This window comes from Nitrospinota bacterium, from assembly GCA_016235255.1.
Lineage (GTDB): Bacteria > Nitrospinota_A > UBA7883 > UBA7883 > JACRLM01 > JACRLM01.
The window spans coordinates 1-16,967 of record JACRLM010000025.1 but is presented as its reverse complement, the minus strand read 5'-3'; the positions used below and the strand labels follow the sequence as shown (position 1 = coordinate 16,967).

Below are 16,967 nucleotides of genomic sequence, written 5' to 3'. Positions count from 1 at the left end.
TCGACAACGGCGTCTGAAAACCCCAACTGCCCCGATTTACGGTTCATTTCGCCTCCAGCTATATATTGTATTACTATTGGTAATATAATATAGCATCATAAAAGCAATTATGCAAAGCTTTCCTTGTAAAGGAGGGGAAACCTGCGGCAGGCATCGGTGTTTATGGAGCATATTTATTTCGTCCCGCCACGCTTTTCATTCAAAACATCCGCCACGGCGCCGGTCACCGACGCGGCCACATCTTCCACGCTCCGGGATGCGTCCACCGCGCGCACCCGTTGGGGCTCGTTTTCCGCTATGGAAAGAAAACCGCCGCGCACCCGCTTGTGGAATTCCAGTTTCTCGTCCTCAAACCGCGCTTCACCCCGTCCTTCGCTTTTCATGCGGCCGTTTGCCCGTTCCAGCCCCAGTTCCACCGGCATGTCCAGCAACACCGTCCTTGACGGCCACACCGCGCCGCACACTTTGCGGTTCATATCGTTTATCATATCTTTGTCCATGCCGCGCCCAAAGCCCTGATAGGCCATGGTGGAATCGGCGAACCTGTCGCAGATCACCACCATCCCTTTCTCCAGCGCCGGGGCGATCACCTTGGTGACAAGTTCCCTTCGCACGGCGGAAAACAGCAAAAGCTCCGTCATCGGGTCGAGCGCTCCCGTCGCGGGATCCAGCAGGATGCGGCGCACCGCCTCCCCCGCTGGCGACTGCCCCGGCAATCCCCCGGGCTCCCTCGTTAAAAGGACGCGATGGCCGCGCGCTTCCAGCGTTTTGCCCAGCATGGTCAACTGGGTGCTTTTGCCGCAGCCCTCAACCCCCTCGAATGTGATGAATACTCCGCCCAAATCCTCGCCTTCCTTGTAGAATGACCTATAAAGTCTAACCGCGAACTCAACTTGCGGCAAGGATTTGTCAGGGACAATAGGGGGCGGTATTTTAAATCAGGATCATGGCCCAAATCGCAAAAGTCGTAAAACTCTGGGAACACGCCCACAGACGCCCCGTGGAATCCCTTTCTGTGGCGGGGGAGACGGGGGAGGTGTTGCTGTGCGACCGGCGGGACAGCGTGGTGTTGCTCGGCCCCGAAGGCAAGGTGATCCACGACGAGCCGATGCCACTGGCCCCGGTGGACGGCGAAGTGGCCTCCGACGGACAGAGCGTCTTTATCCTTTCTTTCGAAGGTTTTCTTTCGCGCATGCGTCCCGACGGCGGGATGGACTGGGAAAAGTGGGTGGACAGGGATGGGGCGACAATAGCTGTCCGCGCGAAAGGGCAGTCTGCGGTGGTGGCCAGCCACAAGGGGCGGTTTTTCGTCATAAGCTCATCCGGCGAGCGGCTGCGCGAAGTGCACACTCCCGAGCCTGTGGCCCACGCCGTTTACGCCTCCCGCGCCGGAACGTTGTTCCTGGCCAGTTCCATGGGCTGGATAGGGATTTATGATAAGCAAGCCAATCCCACAGGGGAGTTCCATATAAACCACCCGATCATGGACCTGAAGGTTTGCGAATCCGGCAAAAAAATATTCCTTCCAGCCGGGGAGGATGGGTTTAACGTCATAAATTCGTCCAGCGAGGAGATGACCACGATAAATCCGGGATTTTACGTGGCGAAACTTGGTATAAATAGAAACGGGGACTTGATTGCCGCCGTCTGCCCGAAAGGCAACCTTGCGTTGCTCAACTTGTCCGGCGACGTGCTCTGGAGCGAAAAAACGAAAGATTCCTGGGCGCTTTGCGGCATGACGGGCGACGGGACCCGTTTTGTGGCGGTGAACAACAAAGGGCTGGCGGTCTGCTATGGAGTGATGGGGATGACGGAAAGGAAAGCCCCGCCGCCGCCGGAACCGGCCCCGCGCAAGGCCCCTGCGCAAAAAGAGCGCGCTCCGGAGCGGCAAGAGCCCGGCAAAAGCGATTTAGATTATCTGGAGCTTTGAATATGGGATCCATGACTGATGTGACGGCGGAACTGAAACTTCTTATCCAGTCGCGCTACCCGGTGATATACCTGCTCACCCACGAGGAGGACCGTGGGGAGAAAATCCTTTCGGCCATCGCCGCGGAGCAGGGGAAAAAGCTGATCCCCTGGAGCATAAGCGCCAACGACGGCTCCGCTCAATCGCCCAAAAAGGCCGCGGACGCGCTCGACGAGGCGCTGGTGTCAAACGAGGCGGCGTTGTTCATGCTGCGCGATTTCCATCATTACGTGGACAACGACGTGGTGATGCGAAAGATACGGGACGTGGTGCGGGAATTCACCCGGTCGCAAAAGACCCTTGTCATCGTATCGCCCATATTGAAAATCCCGGTGGAACTGGAGAAGGACGTCACCATCGTGGACCTGCCTTTGCCGGGCAGGTATGAGATACGCGCTGTGCTGGACGAGATACTCGCTTTCGCCTCGCGCAATCCAAAGGTGTCCGCCGCGCTATCCGAGGAGGACAAGGACGCCGTGGTGAACGCGACGATGGGGCTCACCGTGTCGGAGGCGAAAAGGATTTTCTCCAAGGCGCTGATCACCGACAGGGTGTTCGACAGCCGCGACATAAGCATGATCCTGTTCGAGAAAAAACAGCTTATACGCAAGTCCGGCACGCTGGAGTATTTCGATTCGCGGGAGAACATGAACGCCGTCGGCGGTCTTTCGGCGATGAAAAAATGGCTTTCGTCGCGCAAGGACGCTTTCACCAAGCGGGCGAGGGATTTCGGGCTCCCCATGCCGCGCGGGCTTTTGCTGCTCGGCGTGCAGGGGTGCGGCAAGAGCCTTTCGGCCAAGGCCGTGGCAAACCTTTGGGGCCAGCCTCTGCTGCGGCTGGACGTGGGGCGGATATTCTCCTCCTACATCGGCTCGTCGGAGGAGAACATCCGGCGCGCCATCGCCACCGCCGAGTCGCTGTCGCCGGTGATCCTGTGGATAGACGAGATCGAAAAAGGTTTTTCCGGCATAAAATCGTCCGGCGCCACGGACGCGGGGGTGACGTCGCGCATATTCGGCACGTTCATCACCTGGATGCAGGAGAAGACCAAGCCGGTGTTCGTGATAGCCACGGCCAACTCCATCGCCGACCTGCCGCCGGAGATGCTTCGCAAGGGGAGGTTCGACGAGATATTCTTCATAGACCTTCCCGGCGAGGAGGAGCGTAAGGAAATCGTCCGCATCCACGTGGAGAAAAGGAAGCGGGACGCGGCAAAGTTCGACCTGGCGGCGCTGGCGAAGGCGGCGGCGGGATTTTCCGGGGCGGAGATTGAAATGGCGGTGGTGGACTCCATGTACGCCGCCTTCGCCCGTGGGGACGATTTTACAGGCGAAGACATCCTTAACGCCATCCGCGCAACGGTCCCATTGTCCAAGACCATGGCAGAGGACATAGGCGCCTTGCGGGAATGGGCCAAGCACCGCGCGCGCGCGGCGTCGTGAGGTAGCGCCGACGTCTCGCCGGCAATTTCTTATTTCTTCAACCTCTCGTCCAGCACTCTTCGCACCGCGTCTTCGTCCGCGGGCAGATGCACCGGAAGGTTTGAATAGCGGCTTTCCAGGTCCGGCAGGGCGCGCTCGTGGTAATCGAGCTTGAACTTGGAAAACTTCAGCCCGTGCGCCGTGGATATCACCACAACGCGGCTTTTTGAGGTTATCACCCCACGGTCCACAAGCTTGAACAGCGCCGCCAGCGCGACGCCGGTGTGCGGGCAGGTGTACATACCGGTCCTGTCCCCCCGGGCGCACGCGTCGGCAAGCTCCTGCTCGGACGCCTGTTCCACGATGCCGTCGAACTCTTTTAATATGGACACCGCCTTTTGGAGCGACACCGGGTCGCCAATCTGTATGGCCGAGGCGTACGTCCTCTCCGCTTGAATCGGCGAGTAATCCTTGTACCCGCTTTTGAAATAGCGGTACAGCGGATTGGCCTTTTCCGCCTGGGCGCACACGATCCTGGGGCGCTTGCTTATGATTCCAACCTTCTCCATGAGCATGAAACCCTTGCCCAGCGCCGAAACGTTGCCAAGGTTGCCCCCGGGGATTATCACCACGTCCGGCACGTCCCAGTCCAGTTGCTGCGTCAGCTCCACGGACACCGTCTTCTGCCCCTCGATGCGCAGCGAGTTCTTGGAATTGGCCAGGTATATCGTCTTGTCTTCCGCCACTTTCTGCACGATCTTCATGCAACCGTCAAAATCGGTGTCCAGCGAAAGCACCAGCGACCCGTTGGCGATGGGCTGGATTAGCTGCTCGTTGGAGACCTTGCCGCGCGGCAGGAACACGATGGACTGTATCCCGGCGGAAGCGCAATACGCCGCCAGCGCCGCCGACGTGTCCCCAGTGGAGGCGCAGGCCACCGCTCGGATCTCCTTGCCGGAGCTTATCATCTGCTTGACCATGGAGACGAGCACCGTCATCCCCAGGTCCTTGAAAGAGCCTGTGTGGCTGTTGCCGCAAAGTTTTATCCAAAGGTCCGGCACGCCGATCTCCCGGCCCAGCCGTTCGGCCCAGAAAAGGTTTGATTCCCCTTCGTACATGGAGACCACGTTCTCGTCCGCCACCTCCGGGCAGACCCATTCTTTCATCTTCCACACGCCCGAGCCGAATGGCCACTGGTTGCGCCTCTTGCGCTCGTCGAAAAGGCGCATCCACTGGGCGGCGGAGGTCCTGGCTATTTCGTCGTAATCATGGACCACCTGCAGAAGCGATCCGCACCGGCCGCAGTTGTACACAACTTCGTTCAGACCGTACTTTTCGCGGCAATCGCCGTTGAAACACTCGAACCAGGCCTTGTACGCCACTTCTTTACCCGATTAAAATTGATGATGATAAAATCCCGAAACGTGGACTGATTATATTTGCGGGGCGGCGGAGTGTCAATTTGGGGTTGGATGTTTGCGGTTTGCCCTTTTCTCCCCCTTTATAAGGGGGAGAGCGCAGAATGCGCGAGGGGGTAAGCAATTGCGAGACGTTATCCAGTCCTGATTACCACCCCGGCGGCTTTGCCGCCACCCCTCCTTGCAAAGGAGGGGAAAGAAGGTTGGTATATTAAACCAGGAACATCGTTTGAAAAAAACTTTCGTCGAGGTGATCGTGCCGCGTCCGGTGCGGCCACTTTTCACATATTCCGTCCCTGACGGGCTTGCCGGCGGCGTGGCTCCGGGCAAAAGGGTGGAAGTCCCTTTCGGCAAACGCTCGCTCATCGGGCTTATCGCCAAAGTCACCAACAAGGCGGAGGTGGAGACCAAGCCTGTCATAAGCGTAATAGACCCCGCCCCTGTGGTGGCGGAGGACCTTTTGAAACTGGCGGTGTGGACCGCGCGGCATTACTATGCCCCCCCGGGGGACGTTATCCAGTTGATAATGCCCAAAGGAGACGTGAAGCTGGACACGGTGGTCTTGCTCGTGGAAGGGGCAGAGGCGTCCTCGTCACGCTCGAAGAGCGCCGCTTTAATGTTTTCCGCCCTGTCGGCCAAAGGGGGATCGCGCAAGCTGGAGCTTCTGGCGGCGGATATGGAAGTGACCCCGGCCGAGATGAAAAAAATCGTAAGCGCCGGCGTGGCGGCGGGATTCGTCCGCGTCACCCAGTCCACAAGGCAGGTGAAGGAAAGGAAAGCCGCCGGGCCCTTGGCCATGCGCGAGGTGAACCCGGTGGAGCTCAACGCGGCGCAGGTGAAAGCTTTCGAACTTGTGGCGGAGGGGATGGACGCCTCAAAATTTTCCGTGACGCTCATCCACGGCGTCACAGGCTCCGGCAAAACGGAGGTGTACGCAACACTCGCCCGCAAGGCGCTGGATTCCGGAAAATCGGTGATAGCGCTGGCCCCGGAGATAGCGCTGGCGGACCTTCTTGCGGACAGGTTTCACAACCGGCTCGGATTCGCCCCGTTCATCATCCATTCGGACATGCCGCCGGGGGAGCGCGATAAAAAATGGCGCGCCATTGCCCAGGCAGGCCCGGCGCTTGTGGTGGGGGCGCGGTCGGCGGTGTTCGCCCCGGTGGAAAACCTAGGGCTTGTGATTGTGGACGAGGAGCACGACAACTCGTACAAACAGGAGACATCGCCGCGTTATAACGGGCGGGACGTGGCCATTATGCGCGGCTCGATATGTGGCGCCGCCGTGGCGCTCGGCTCGGCAACGCCGTCGCTGGAGAGCTATCATCACGCGCTTTCCGGCAAATACGCGCTGGCGGAGCTGCCCCACAGGATAGACGCACGCCCCATGCCCAAGGTGGAGATTGTGGAGCCGGAGCCGGGCGGAGGGGTTGGCGAGAGGCTAAAGAGCGAGCTTGCCGTCCGGCTTGAGCGCGGGGAGCAATCGCTGCTGTTCATCAACAGGCGCGGGGCGGCGCGTTATGTGATGTGCGGGGTGTGCGGGAAGGTGGTGGAATGCCGCAACTGCTCGATAAGCCTCGTGTACCACATTTCCACCAAGACCATGCGCTGCCACACATGCGGATACGAGGAGCCAGCCCCCAAAACATGCGCCCAGTGCGATTCCGCCGATTTCTTCCTCGGCGGGCTTGGCTCCGAACGGATCGAAAAGGACATCGAGGCGATGTTCCCGGCGGCGCGGGTGGCGCGGATGGACCGGGACACAACATCCGGCCGGCATGCAGGATCAAAAATATTGCGCTCTGTCGGGGGTGGCGAGGTGGACATACTCATCGGCACCCAGATGGTGACAAAAGGGCACGACTACCCGAACATAACGCTTGTGGGCGCGGTAAGCGCGGACGACACGCTGCACATCCCCGATTTCCGCGCCGGAGAGAGGACGTTCCAGCTTGTCACCCAGGCGGCCGGGAGGGCGGGGCGGGGGGATGCGCCGGGGCTTGTGATAGTCCAGTCCAAAAGCGCGGACCATCACTCCGTCGCCTGCGCGGCGGGGCATGATTACAAGGCGTTTTACGAAACGGAGATAAACCTGCGGCAGGCCACCGGCTATCCCCCCTTCGCGCGGCTGGCGTTTATCCGGATTGACGCGTCCACCCAGGAGGTGGGCGAAAAATACATCAACATGATCCGTTCATCGCTGGAAGGCGTCCGGAGAAAAACGCGGGGGCTTGAAATCCTCGGCCCGGCGGAAGGGGTGATATTCAGGACGAAAAACCGTTTCAACTGGCGGATACTTTTAAAGGCCCCCAATCACGCGGCGATCCATGCGGCGCTGGACAGGTTTTTCGATGAGACCGGCGGCGGCAAACAGGGCCAGCCTGGCACAGTGCGGGTGTCCGTGGACATGGACCCGGTGAACGTGATGTGAGAAGGTATTGCAGGGGCACGGCGCGCCGCGCCCCTGCTATGCGAGTGTTTTTACTGGTCGTACTTTATCAGTGAATGGACCTCGTAGTTCTTCAGCTTGTCACGCCCTTTAAGGAACGTAAGCTCGATGATGAACGCAAGCTCCTCCACGGCGCCGCCAGCCAGCTTCACAAGCTCCGCCGCCGCGTGGATGGTGCCGCCGGTGGCGAGAAGGTCGTCCACCACCACCACCCTCTGGCCCGTTTTGATGGCGTCCTGGTGTATCTCTATCTCGTTTGTGCCGTATTCAAGCGAATAGGCCACCTTGTATGTCTTGGCGGGAAGCTTGCCCGGCTTGCGGATGAGCACCACGCCAGAGCCCAGCGCGTATGCCAGCGCCGAGGCCACAAGGAAACCGCGCGCCTCCACCCCGGCGAAAACGTCCGGGCGGCGGTCTATATACCTGTGCACCAGCATGTCTATTGCGCGGCGGAACGCCCGCGCGTCGGAGAACATGGTGGTGATATCGTAGAAAAGGATCCCCTTTTTCGGGAAGTCCGGTATCTGGCGGATGCTGCTCTGTAAATCTCCCGGCATTTTCAATTACCCCGCTAAAAGTTTGTTGAACACAATTTAATACCCGCGCGCGGGAACTTTGTCAATGAGAGCTTTGGATAAATATGCGCGCATCGTACGCCCATGCTTCGCCGGGGGCCGGGCGGCCCCGGTTCCTCGCTGTAAGAAACCGTGGTCAGCGACCACGGGGAAGCGCTAATAGAGGTGACCACGGGGAAGCTTTGCGCGGCCTAGGGCCATCAGCCTGAAATCAGCCTCATGATGTCGTTGTAAAACGCGAAGGCCATCAGGCTTATCAAAAGGAAAATGCCGATCTGCTGGGCGATTTCCTGATGCTTTATCCGCACCGGGCGCCCCAGCAGCGCCTCTATGCCGAAAAACAGTATGTGCCCGCCGTCGAGCACCGGGATCGGCAGAAGGTTCAATATGCCAAGGTTCACGGAGATAAGCCCGATGAAAAGCAAAAGGCTCACAAAGCCGTTTTCGGCCACGTCCCCCGCCATTTTCATTATGCCGATGGGCCCGGCTATCTGGTCCGCCGGGATGTTGCGCGTGATGAGCATGCCGATGGACCACACCGTCAGCGCCGTTATGTCCCACGTGCGCTCCGCCCCCTTCAATATCGCCGTATGGACCGGGTACGATTTGACCGTCTGGCGCGGCGTGATCCCTATCTGGCCGATGACTATCGTCTTGCCGTCAATTGTCTTCGCCTCGTGGCTTTTGGGGGTGACGTTGATCACCGTGTCCGCGCCACCCTCGCGGTGAACGGTCATCTTGATCTCCTTGCCGGGCGATTTCTGGATGGCGTCCACCACTTCCACCCAACGTTCCAGCGCAACGCCGTCTATGGCGTCTATCCTGTCCCCCGGCAATATCCCGGCGGTGGCGGCGGGCGAATCCGGCTGGATTTCCTGTATGATACGGGTCCCTTCCGGCAGGCCGATCATCGCCGCCGCGCTGTATATCATGATCGCCAGCGCTATGTTGAACGCCGGCCCGGCGCCGACGATGGAAAGACGTTTCCACACCGGCTGCTTTAGGAACGATTCAGCCCCTTCCTCCGGGCTGTTCGGATCGTCCCCGAAAAGTTTCACGTAGCCCCCCAAGGGTATCCAGGAGACCATGTACTCCGTGTCCCCCTTCTTCCTGCTGAAAATCCTGGGGCCGAACCCGATGGAGAATTTCTCCACCCGCACCCCCACGAGCCTTGCCACGATAAAATGGCCGAACTCGTGCGCCACGATAAGCAGGCCCAGGACAATGACGGCCGAACCGCCGAAAGTGAGCCATCCGTACATCCGCCCGGCGGTCACATCGCCGAACATCGAAAGAAACGAAACTGCGTTCATATTCACCGGATAAAAGTTACTTTGATTATCTTAACGTCTAAACTCAATTTTGCCAAGCATGGGGTAGTGTCTCAGTTTGAACTCACCTGTCATGCTGAGCATGGCGAAGCATCTCCTTCATCTTGTTACTACAAGGTTTGCGTGAAGGAGATTCTTCGGCTTCGCCTCCAGAATGACAAACTGAGACACTACCAAGCATGGCGCCGCGACGTAGCGCCGGCGTCCCGCCGGCAAATTCCACTTTTCTCCGCGCCTATGTGGTTGATTTCCTGCTTGTTTATCATCCGGCGAAAGTGGACGGGTTGTAATTCAAATCGTTGGGGAACACCTGTATGTAATCTATGTCCACCACCGAGCCGCCCCATGTTCGCACCCCGATGTCCCCCGTCTTCAAAAGCGCGCTTATCGAATCGAGAACGGCGGATCCCACCAATACCGGCTGGGTCTCCGATCCGGCGCCGGTGATTTCCTGCCGGCCCAGATAAATGGCGGCGATGTTTTGATATACGTAAATATAGACTGTGCGCCATTGGGTGGTCCAATTTGTGTTGTTCCACATCCACCCGTCAAGCTGGGGCTGGCCTGTCCTGTTTTCGGGGCAGAAAAAGGGATATTCCCCGCCTGAGGGGGCGGTGAAAAGTTCGCATCCGGCCCCGCAGGTCTCGCTTCCCAGGTTTATCCTTCTGGTGAACAGCATTCCCGCACTGTCGTTCCCGAAAACCGCCGTGGAGGTCGAACAGGGGGAGATGTAGCCAAGATAAGGGTCGTATTGCCAGATGTACCCGGTCAGCCCGGCGAAGTCCACCGCGTATGGGTCCGTCTGGTTCGGGTATGACGCGCGGAAATAGACTCCAAAACCCCCCGTTCCGGAAACAAGGCGGAACCGGATTTTGAGAAAATAGTTCTGGTATCCGCCGCCGTCCGGGGCGATGTTCAGCCCTTGTCTCGCGTTGCAAACACCCGAAGTGGCGCACGCCGCATAGCCGCATGGATCGCCGGTGGAGACGGACGGCCATTTAAAGCACGAGCCGGTGTATATGGTGAACCGCGCCTCGTTCACCCCGCCCATGCGCAGTATTCCCGCAAGACCGCCCGGTTCGGATTGAAGGGTCATGACGCCCGAAGTGTCTCCCCCGGGCTGGTTTGTCACACTGGCGAAAGGGCTCATCCCACCATGCGCGACTGATGGGGTTCCGGCGGTGTAGGTATTGTCAAACGCGGTTGCGTCACCCTGATCGGCCTGGTCGGAAAGGTAAGCGGCGGTGGAAGGGGGCGGGACGGTCATGGTTATCGTGACACTACGCGTGGCGCTTGCGGATGTCACCGTGACCGTGTCCGCCGTGTCGGGGTCGTTGTCCGTGTCAGAATATGCGATGCCAAGCGTGAACCTCGGCCCGCCGGGGGTGGCAATATCCATAAATGTCCCATCGAGCGCTTGAAAACGGGCGCGGTCCGCCGTGGTGTACGCCGCCGTCACCTGTCTTGCCCACTCAAGGCCGGACTGGGCGGCGTAAAAGTCCGATTCCGTCCGCAGAACATCCACCGCCGAAGATTGCCCCGCCGACACGAAATGAAGCGCCGCCGTCCCCATGGCCGCCAGCGCCACAATCATGAATATCGCCAGTATGGCCGACAGGCCGTCGTTGCGGTTGTGAGCTTTCATTGGACGGTCTCCCGCCAGGTGGCGTTGCGCGAGGCCGGGGGGAATATGGACGTTTCGGCGGTGAAGGAGCGGCCGGTCTTGCGATCGGCGCGGGTCAATGTGATGGTGAACACGCGCAAAGCAGCCGTGTCCGCGCTGACGGAGGCGGTGAATGCTGTCACGCTGTCCGCAAGGATCGCGGCGCCGGATTGTTGGGTTGCGCGGTCAAGGGTTCCGCTGGCCTGATCGAATGTGAAGGTGACGGAGGTGGAACGGTCAACACACTGGCCGCATGTGGCGGCGGAGGGCCTTGTGAAAACAAGGTTTGATGACGACGCTCCGGACGCAGGTGTGGAGACAACGTCCGCCTCCGCAAGCTCTCGCCGGATGCGCTCCATCGCGATCCATGTTTCCTGCGCCAGCGAGTTTTCGGCGATGGCGGCGTTGTACACGTCCACGGAGTTTGCCACGCCGTTGACGGAGAACGCCCCAAGCGCCGCAAGGACAACGAGCACGGCCACAAGCTCTATCAATGTATAACCGGCGCGGTTCATCTTATTATATCCCCGCACGGGTCTTGATGAGATTGACGGTGACGGTGTCGCCCCCGTTTATGGCCGTGACCGTCACCGTAAGCTTCGCGAATCCCGCCGAGCAGGCCGCGTCATTGGCCGCCAAATCCTGCGCCACGCATGTGGCCGAACGTATCGCCCGGTATGTCTCCCCGTCCAGCGTCTTGTCCGGCGATATGACCAGTGGCGATGATGCCGCAAGGCTTTGCAATGTCTGGCTCCATTGCGTCTGGCTTAGCCCGGTGAGGCTTCTTGTATAAAGCTCCGCCTGCTGGTGGGCCACTAAAGCCAGCCGTACTTTTCCGGCGGCCCCTTTCCCCCCGATCCCCTGCGATGAAACGAGGAACGGGATGAAAATCGTGGCCGATGCGATGGACATGATGACGATCGTGACCACGGCCTCTATCAACGTGAAACCTCGCCGCCGGACTGTCATTGGATCGTCACCATCCCGGTGAAGGGCGCCACGGCGATTGTTTTTGATACGCCTTGCAGGGCCACGCTCACCTGGCCCCCTGTGGCAGGTTCGCCAAGCGAGTTGAAGCTTATCGTCAGGCCGTTCCCGATTGTCAGACCATGCGCGATGGAGCCTGAATCGCGGCTGATTCCGGTTCCCCCTGCCGGTATTTCGTAAGCGTATCCTGCGGAGCCCGCGGTGAACGCTATGGAGCGGACCGATCCCGCCGTCATGGCGGCAAGCTGGGTGCGGCGTATGTCGGATTTGACCACCTCGGCGCTTTCCGAAAGCCCCGGCCCGCCAGAGCCTGTGATGACCGGATAAGCCGATATGGAAAGGATCGCGAGGATCACCATCACGCTCGTAAGTTCGATAATGGTGAAACCTTTATTGGGGCCAATCCGGCCAAGGGCGCCGCGCATTGTCATGCCGGACTTGATCCGGCATCTGGACTTGAAAAGCGTGAAGCCCCGATCCCGGATAGCCGAGGACGGCTTCCGGGATGACAAAATAACGGCGGTATGCCGGCAAGAGGCCGGCGGCACAAAGTAATTCCGACGTTTGTTCATGGTTGTTTATTTATCCGGTGATTTGAAGTATAAATTTGGGCTTTGGTTTTTGCAACACGGCTTTATACGCTATTATTATTGATGGAAACGATTTCCCTCTACGCGCTCGAATCCCTCGCCGGGGCAGGCGGAAAAACGCCGGTCACATGCGGGGGGCTCACAAAATCCTCCAAGGGGCTGGTGATCGCCACCCTTGCCAGAAGGCTTGAAAGGCCGCTTATGGTGGTGTGCGCGAAGGCCGCCGCCGCCGAGGAGCTATACGAAATAATCAGGTTCTTCAATCCGGACGATTCCGTCTGCCCGCTTCTGCATTTCCCGCCGTGGGAAGTTTTGCCATACGAAGAGATGTCGCCCCATCCGGAGGTGTCCGGCCAGAGGCTTTCCACCCTTTCGCGCCTTATCAACGCCCCCAGGCGTTTCATCCTTATCACCGCCGTGGAGGCGCTGGCCCGCAAGACACTGCCGCCGGACGTTCTCAAAAAAGCGGTGCTGCGGATAGACCGGGGGGACTCCATAGACCTGGAGCTTCTCACGGGCCATCTTGCGTCATACGGCTACCGCCGCACCGGCATGGTGGAGGACCGGGGCGAATTTTCCGTGCGAGGCGGAATCGTGGACGTGTTCCCCGGCCATGGGGACCATCCGGCCCGCATCGTCCTTTTCGGCGACGAGGTGGACTCCATCAGGCTCTATAATCCGGACAACCAGCGTTCCGTGAAGGAAATTGAGAAAGTAAGCCTGTTCCCCTTCCGCGAGGTGTTTTACGAGGGGGTGGACATGGAACGGCTCACAGCGTCGTTCCGCGAGATGTCGGCCCGGCTTGGCGTCGGCGGGCATCGGGCGGCGGTGACGGAAGGGGCGCTGGCCTCCCGCCAGTTCTTCGCCGGGATGGAGCGGCTGCTGCCATGTTTTTACGGGGACGCGGCCACCCTTTTCGACTATCTCCCGCAAGGGGCGGGCATAGTGGTGGACGAGCCGGAGATGGTGGAGGCGCATTGCGAGACCTTCTATGGGCTAATCGAGGCGGAGCGGGAGGACGCCCTGGGCAAAAAGGAGATCGCCCCGGAGCAGGACAAGCTTTTCATCACCAGAGATCAGGCCCGGGAGATCATCGCCGCAAGATCGCTTCTGAATATCCGCGAACTTGCCATTGACGAAGGCGCGGGATCGTTCCATGTTCTCTCCACCCGCGCCCCGGAGCATTACCGGGCAAACGCCGAAGCCTTCACCGGCGACATCAAAAAATTCATCGCCGAAGGATACACCACGGTGATCGCCGCCTCCTCCAACGGCGAGGCGGAGCGGGTGGAACGGCTGTTAAAAGACCACGACATCGGCGCAAGGAGGATTGAGCGGGAGCAGACCGGGGGCCTTGTGGAGAGCCTTTGCGATCCGCAGTCCGGACTTTTCGAGGAAAGGCTGTACCTCTCCACAGGCTCGCTGCCGGAAGGGCTGCTGATTCCCAAGGACAAGCTTGCCGTTATCACCGGCGACGAGATTTTCGGCAAGGTTGCCCGGATAAAGCACAGGATGCGCCCGTCGCGTAACGTGTTCGCCGCCAGCGTGGCGGACCTGAAGCCGGGGGACAACGTGGTGCACAAAAATCACGGCGTGGGGCGATATGTGCGCACCGTGGAGATGACCATCGCCGACGTGCCCGGCGAGTATCTGGAGCTGGAGTATGCGGAGAGGCAGAAGCTCTACGTCCCCATATCCAGCGTGTACCTTTTGAAAAAGTTCGTAAGCGGCGGCGATTCGCACCCTCAACTCGACAGGATGGGGGGCGCAAGCTGGAAAAAGACCCGCGCCAGGGTGAAAAAAGCGGTGATGGAGATGGCAGGGAAGCTTTTGGCCATCCACGCCGCAAGGGAGCTGGAGGCGGGCAGGCCGTTCACCCCGGACGGAGCCTTCCACCGGGAGTTCGCCGACACATTCGAATTCGAGGAGACGGGCGACCAGCTTTCCGCCATCGCCGATGTGGCGGCGGACATGGAGAAGAAAAAGCAGATGGACAGGCTCGTGTGCGGCGACGTGGGGTATGGCAAGACCGAAGTTGCCATGCGCGCCGCGTTCAAGGCGGCCTATGACGGAAGGCAGGTTGCCGTGCTCGTCCCCACCACGCTTCTGGCCCAGCAGCATCACCAGACATTCTCCGAACGGTTCAAATCGTTTCCGATGCAGGTGGAGACCTTAAGCCGTTTCAAGTCCAAAAAGGACCAGCGCGAGATAGTGGGCAAAATCGCCGTGGGGGAGGTGGACATTGTCATCGGCACCCATCGCATCCTGCAGGGGGACGTGAGGTTCAAGGACCTTGGCCTTGTGATAATAGACGAGGAGCAGCGGTTCGGGGTGAAGCACAAGGAAAAGCTCCGGTCGCTGGCGAAGGGGGTGGACATGCTCACACTCTCGGCCACCCCCATCCCGCGCACGCTGCACACGGCGATGCTGGGGATACGCGACCTTTCGGTGATCCAGACCCCGCCGGTGGACCGCCAGTCCATCCGCACCTTCATCGCCAAATTTTCGGAAACGGTGATCCGCGAGGCGGTCACAAGGGAACTGGACAGGGGAGGGCAGGTGTTCTTCGTCCACAACAAGGTGAAGTCCATCCACAGCGTGGCAAAGTATCTGGCCCGCACCGTGCCCGGCGCCAGGATCATCGTGGCCCACGGCCAGATGCCAGAGCATGAGCTCGAACAGGTGATGATGGACTTTATCAAGGGGACATACGACATACTGGTGGCCACCACCATCATCGAGTCCGGGCTGGACATCCCGTCCGCCAACACCATCCTCATCAACCGGGCGGACCATTTCGGGCTGGCGCAGCTGTACCAGTTGCGCGGCAGGGTGGGAAGGAGCCATAGGCGCGCGTTCGCATACTTCCTGGCCCCGGGGCAGGCGGGGCTGACGGACATAGCCCGCAAGAGGCTCAAGGCGATAGAGGAACTGTCCGAGCTTGGCAGCGGATTCAAGCTGGCGGCGCGGGACATGGAGATACGCGGCGCGGGGAACATACTCGGCCCGGAACAGTCCGGCCATATAGACGCGGTCGGTTTTGAGACATATTGCGAGATGCTCGAAGACGCCATCAAGGAGCTCAAAGGCGAGCCTGTGGAGGAGCGGTTCGACGTGGCGATGAACATAAGCCTCGCCGGGCGAATACCGTCCGGGTACATCCCGTCGCTGGCCGACAGGATGGACCTGTATAACCGGTTCTACGCCGTCACCTCGATGGAAGGGCTGGCCGATCTTGATGCCGAGCTAAATGACAGGTTCGGCCCCATACCGGAGGATGTCGAAAAACTCCTTGCGGCGAGCAGTATCAGGATTCTGTGCGGGAGGCTGAAGATAATCAAGCTGGACATCGTCCGCGAAAAACTTTACATGATCTTCGACCAGTCCACGAAGATACGGCCAGACGAGATCGTGGCCGCCGCCCGCAAGACCGGGCGCAAACTGCGCTTCACATCCGAGAACGGCGCCGAATACGCCCTTGAGGGAGCCGACTGGCGCGAAAGACTCCGCTCGATAAGCGATTTCATGGAGCTGACGCTGGGCCGCGCCGGGGATTGAACGTGAATAACGGGATGCGCTGCGCCCGCCGGGGTGATAGAATGTGGCCATAATGGCCACAAGATACGGAGGCTGGAATGCAACGCGCAATCGGCGTGTCCGTCGGGGTAAAAGAACTGAAGGACAAACTGACTCATTATCTGGCGATAGCCAGGCAGGGGGGCAAAGTTATTGTGACGGACCGGGGGAAGCCCGTGGCCGTTGTCGGCTCATTGAAGCGGGACAAAGGGGAAGAATCGGTCCATGAGCGTCTGGCGATAATGGCGGAGTCCGGCCTTATATCCCTCCCATCGGTGAAAGGCGGATACCCGCGTGTCAAAAGGCACAAAATCAAGGGCGGGCCGCTTTCCCAAACGGTGATCGAGGATCGCCGATGATATTTCTGGACACCAGCGCCCTTGTGAAAAGATATATTGATGAACCTGGCTCCGATTCGGTTGAAAGCATATTTGGCTCCGGCGAGGAATTGGCGGTCTCCATTTTGGCGTATGCGGAAGCCCTGGCCGCGCTGACCCGGAGGAAAAAAGCGGGTGATTTGGCGGCCAACGCGCTAAAAGAGGCTGTCAAAAGCCTTGAGGCCGACTGGAAGAGAATGGCCGTTATGCCTCTTGGCGCGCATCTATTGCCGTTGACAAAAAGGACGATCAACAGGCATAACCTTCGCGGGGCCGACGCGGTCCATCTGGCTTCGGCCATATTCCTCTCGCAATCAACGGGAAACGCCATTGTCTTTGCGGCTTCCGACATGGAATTGCTTGCCGCCGCAAAAAAGGAAAGATTGACGGTACTTGATCCTCAAGAAATGTGACCCTGTCGGGACGCTTGCATCCGCCCTTCCACAATGTATTAGGTATTGCAAATAATTGAAGAAAGTGTCCTAAACTTAGTTGAAACGAAGGTATGACCTCACCTGCTACCATGTTTTTGAACGAAAACAACGGAAAGCAAGGAGGTCACATGAAAAGAGTAAACGGTAACGGGAAAACTGGCAAGGGAAGAATGGATT

Annotated in this window: 14 protein-coding genes; 6 read left to right on the top strand and 8 right to left on the bottom strand. The window is 59.4% G+C overall.

What is annotated here, in order from left to right:
* Positions 1–173 precede the first annotated feature (173 nt).
* Positions 174–842: a dTMP kinase gene (locus HZB29_02830; GenBank protein ID MBI5814528.1), complete on the bottom strand. Its 669-nt coding sequence runs from the start codon at positions 840–842 to the stop codon at positions 174–176.
* A gap of 104 nt (positions 843–946) precedes the next feature.
* Between HZB29_02830 and HZB29_02825 the strand changes: the two genes are divergently transcribed.
* On the top strand, positions 947–1,930 hold the full coding sequence (locus HZB29_02825; protein ID MBI5814527.1) for a hypothetical protein: 984 nt from the start codon (positions 947–949) through the stop codon (positions 1,928–1,930).
* An 11-nt stretch (positions 1,931–1,941) separates the two neighbouring features.
* On the top strand, positions 1,942–3,411 hold the full coding sequence (locus HZB29_02820) for an AAA family ATPase (GenBank protein MBI5814526.1): 1,470 nt from the start codon (positions 1,942–1,944) through the stop codon (positions 3,409–3,411).
* Positions 3,412–3,440: 29 nt separating this feature from the next.
* Here HZB29_02820 and thrC read toward each other — a convergent pair whose 3' ends face one another.
* Positions 3,441–4,772: a threonine synthase gene (gene thrC, locus HZB29_02815; protein ID MBI5814525.1), complete on the bottom strand. Its 1,332-nt coding sequence runs from the start codon at positions 4,770–4,772 to the stop codon at positions 3,441–3,443.
* A gap of 265 nt (positions 4,773–5,037) precedes the next feature.
* Between thrC and priA the strand changes: the two genes are divergently transcribed.
* Positions 5,038–7,239, top strand: coding sequence for a primosomal protein N' (gene priA, locus HZB29_02810; GenBank protein MBI5814524.1), 2,202 nt, complete (start codon positions 5,038–5,040; stop codon positions 7,237–7,239).
* Positions 7,240–7,289: 50 nt separating this feature from the next.
* Here the strand turns inward: priA and HZB29_02805 are convergent, their stop codons facing one another.
* The 6 genes from HZB29_02805 to HZB29_02780 form a co-directional block, all read right to left on the bottom strand.
* The gene (locus tag HZB29_02805) at positions 7,290–7,814 is read right to left on the bottom strand and encodes an adenine phosphoribosyltransferase (GenBank protein MBI5814523.1); all 525 of its coding nucleotides are present in this window, start codon (positions 7,812–7,814) and stop codon (positions 7,290–7,292) included.
* A gap of 218 nt (positions 7,815–8,032) precedes the next feature.
* Positions 8,033–9,145, bottom strand: coding sequence for an RIP metalloprotease RseP (gene rseP, locus HZB29_02800; protein ID MBI5814522.1), 1,113 nt, complete (start codon positions 9,143–9,145; stop codon positions 8,033–8,035).
* A gap of 280 nt (positions 9,146–9,425) precedes the next feature.
* On the bottom strand, positions 9,426–10,808 hold the full coding sequence (locus HZB29_02795) for a hypothetical protein (protein MBI5814521.1): 1,383 nt from the start codon (positions 10,806–10,808) through the stop codon (positions 9,426–9,428).
* Positions 10,805–11,341 carry a prepilin-type N-terminal cleavage/methylation domain-containing protein gene (locus HZB29_02790; GenBank protein ID MBI5814520.1) on the bottom strand — a complete coding sequence of 179 codons (537 nt, stop codon included), beginning with the start codon at positions 11,339–11,341 and terminating at the stop codon, positions 10,805–10,807. Before HZB29_02790 ends, HZB29_02795 begins: the two co-directional genes overlap by 4 nt.
* A gap of 4 nt (positions 11,342–11,345) precedes the next feature.
* Positions 11,346–11,795 (bottom strand): type II secretion system protein, encoded by a 450-nt coding sequence (locus HZB29_02785; GenBank protein ID MBI5814519.1) that lies wholly within the window; start codon positions 11,793–11,795, stop codon positions 11,346–11,348.
* A complete protein-coding gene (locus HZB29_02780) occupies positions 11,792–12,244 on the bottom strand; it encodes a prepilin-type N-terminal cleavage/methylation domain-containing protein (GenBank protein ID MBI5814518.1) in 453 nt (150 codons plus the stop codon). The genes HZB29_02785 and HZB29_02780 overlap by 4 nt, the downstream gene beginning before the upstream one ends.
* A 222-nt stretch (positions 12,245–12,466) precedes the next feature.
* On the opposite strand from HZB29_02780, the gene mfd reads away from it, so the two are divergent.
* The 3 genes from mfd (at position 12,467) to HZB29_02765 (ending at position 16,769) form a co-directional block, all read left to right on the top strand.
* The gene (gene mfd, locus HZB29_02775; protein ID MBI5814517.1) at positions 12,467–15,961 is read left to right on the top strand and encodes a transcription-repair coupling factor; all 3,495 of its coding nucleotides are present in this window, start codon (positions 12,467–12,469) and stop codon (positions 15,959–15,961) included.
* A 77-nt stretch (positions 15,962–16,038) separates the two neighbouring features.
* On the top strand, positions 16,039–16,338 hold the full coding sequence (locus HZB29_02770) for a type II toxin-antitoxin system prevent-host-death family antitoxin (GenBank protein ID MBI5814516.1): 300 nt from the start codon (positions 16,039–16,041) through the stop codon (positions 16,336–16,338).
* Positions 16,335–16,769, top strand: a complete 435-nt coding sequence (locus HZB29_02765; GenBank protein MBI5814515.1) for a type II toxin-antitoxin system VapC family toxin — start codon at positions 16,335–16,337, stop codon at positions 16,767–16,769. Before HZB29_02770 ends, HZB29_02765 begins: the two co-directional genes overlap by 4 nt.
* Positions 16,770–16,967: the final 198 nt, after the last annotated feature.

Bases quoted from the DNA above. Each gene is read 5' to 3' on its own strand.
- HZB29_02825 (MBI5814527.1), top strand. From the start codon at position 947: ATGGCCCAAATCGCAAAAGTCGTAAAACTCTGGGAACACGCCCACAGA.
- HZB29_02820 (MBI5814526.1), top strand. From the start codon at position 1,942: ATGACTGATGTGACGGCGGAACTGAAACTTCTTATCCAGTCGCGCTAC.
- HZB29_02805 (MBI5814523.1), bottom strand. From the start codon at position 7,814: ATGCCGGGAGATTTACAGAGCAGCATCCGCCAGATACCGGACTTCCCG.
- rseP (MBI5814522.1), bottom strand. From the start codon at position 9,145: ATGAACGCAGTTTCGTTTCTTTCGATGTTCGGCGATGTGACCGCCGGG.
- HZB29_02795 (MBI5814521.1), bottom strand. From the start codon at position 10,808: ATGAAAGCTCACAACCGCAACGACGGCCTGTCGGCCATACTGGCGATA.
- HZB29_02790 (MBI5814520.1), bottom strand. From the start codon at position 11,341: ATGAACCGCGCCGGTTATACATTGATAGAGCTTGTGGCCGTGCTCGTT.
- HZB29_02785 (MBI5814519.1), bottom strand. From the start codon at position 11,795: ATGACAGTCCGGCGGCGAGGTTTCACGTTGATAGAGGCCGTGGTCACG.
- HZB29_02780 (MBI5814518.1), bottom strand. From the start codon at position 12,244: ATGACAATGCGCGGCGCCCTTGGCCGGATTGGCCCCAATAAAGGTTTC.
- mfd (MBI5814517.1), top strand. From the start codon at position 12,467: ATGGAAACGATTTCCCTCTACGCGCTCGAATCCCTCGCCGGGGCAGGC.
- HZB29_02770 (MBI5814516.1), top strand. From the start codon at position 16,039: ATGCAACGCGCAATCGGCGTGTCCGTCGGGGTAAAAGAACTGAAGGAC.
- HZB29_02765 (MBI5814515.1), top strand. From the start codon at position 16,335: ATGATATTTCTGGACACCAGCGCCCTTGTGAAAAGATATATTGATGAA.